The sequence below is a fragment of the Bradyrhizobium sp. SHOUNA76 genome (genome assembly GCF_023006445.1).
GTDB lineage: Bacteria > Pseudomonadota > Alphaproteobacteria > Rhizobiales > Xanthobacteraceae > Bradyrhizobium.
The window spans coordinates 1-1,515 of sequence record NZ_JALBHA010000852.1 but is presented as its reverse complement, the minus strand read 5'-3'; the positions used below and the strand labels follow the sequence as shown (position 1 = coordinate 1,515).

The 1,515-nt window shown below is 68.7% G+C and carries 2 protein-coding genes and 1 pseudogene; all 3 read right to left on the bottom strand.

The features are described 5' to 3' along the window. The coding region (locus tag MOV74_RS37895; protein ID WP_246932597.1) for a BatA domain-containing protein at positions 1-421 on the bottom strand (421 nt) is incomplete at its 3' end. Then, positions 418-1,362 carry a DUF58 domain-containing protein gene (locus MOV74_RS37890; RefSeq protein ID WP_246932595.1) on the bottom strand — a complete coding sequence of 315 codons (945 nt, stop codon included), beginning with the start codon at positions 1,360-1,362 and terminating at the stop codon, positions 418-420. The genes MOV74_RS37890 and MOV74_RS37895, both read right to left, overlap by 4 nt. Next, positions 1,362-1,515, bottom strand: a pseudogene (locus MOV74_RS37885) (AAA family ATPase); the annotation flags it as partial. The gene MOV74_RS37890 and the pseudogene MOV74_RS37885, both read right to left, overlap by 1 nt.

The following is a 1,515-nucleotide window of genomic DNA, read 5'->3' as shown; positions in this document are numbered from 1 at the left end:
CGCGGTTCGGCTCGGACAGCGGCACCAGTGCGACGGCGCGGCGGTCGTTATCGGCGTTGGCGATCAGCTCGTCGGCCGCCCTGATCCTGACGTCCCAGTGCGAGGCCGCGCTCCAGCCGTCGTCGAACATGATCATCAGCGGCGCCTTGCTGCCGGCAAGGCCCGTTTGCGGATTCCAGATCGGGCCGGCGGCGGCGAAAATGACGAGCGCTGCAGCCAGGAGCCGCAATGCGGTCAGCCACCATGGCGTCCGCGAGGGCGTCTCTTCCCTTGGCGCAATGTCGAACAACAGGCGCGTCGGCGGAAACTCGATGCGGCGCGGCCGCGGCGGCATCACGCGCAGCAGCCACCACAGCACCGGAAGGCTGACGAGCCCGATCAGGAGCAGCGGTTGGGTGAAGGCGAGCGGCAGTCCCATCATGCGACCGGCCCCGCCTTGATCGTCGTGGTGCGGGCGGCCGACTTGCTCACCTGCATGCCGGCATGCAGGAACAGCAGCAGCTCGGCGGCGGAGCGATCGGTGGCATGCGTCGTGAACAGCCAGTCCAGCTTGCCCGTCTCGGCGCGGATCTGGTCGCGGTGCAGCGTGAGCCGCGCGGTGTAATCCTGCGCCCAGCTCTCGGCGCGGCCGGCGGTGATCACGCCGAACCCTTCGGGCTCGACGAACTCGACGCGGCCGGAATAGGGGAACGATTCTTCGGCGGGATCGACGATCTGCACCAGCGTGCCGTGCGCGCCGGAGCCGGAGAGCCCTGCGAGCGTGGCCCTGATCTCTGATATCGGCGACCAGAAATCCGACAGCACGATCGTCTCGGCGAGTGCCGCAGGCACGAAGGACGGCGGCAGGCTGAGACGATCGGCATCGTCATGCAGCATCGCCTGCGCCATCTTGTCGATGACGCTGCGGCTCGCCGTCGGCGCCATCAGCCCGGGAATGCCGACGCGTTCGCCGCCGGAGACCAGCAGCTCGGCCAGCGCGAACGCGACGATCAGCGTCCGTTCGAGCTTGGACTCGCGCGCGGATTTCGAGGCGAATGCCATCGAGGGCGAGCGGTCGGGCCAGATCCAGACCGTGTGGGAGGCTTCCCATTCGAGCTCGCGGACATAGAGATGGTCGTCGCGCGCCGAGCGCCGCCAGTCGACGTTCTGCGCCGGCTCGCCGGAGACGAAGCGGCGATACTGCCAGAAATTCTCGCCGGAGCCGGCGCGGCGCCGTCCATGCAGGCCGTGGATGACGTTGGCGGCGATACGGCGGGCCTCGAGCACCAGGCGCGGCAAGGAAGCTGCGAGCGTGCGGCTTTCGCCATCGGCACGTCGGATCGCAATGATCTCCTTCGCCGCGTGCCCGTTCTCCGCTGCCATCAACCCATCCGTGTCTTCAATTGCCGGATCACGTCCGGAATCGTGCGGCCTTCGGCCCGCGCCTGGAACGTCAGCGCCATGCGGTGCTTCAGCACCGGCTCGGCGAGGTCGAGCACGTCGTCGACCGAGGGCGCGAGGCGTCCGTCGATCAGC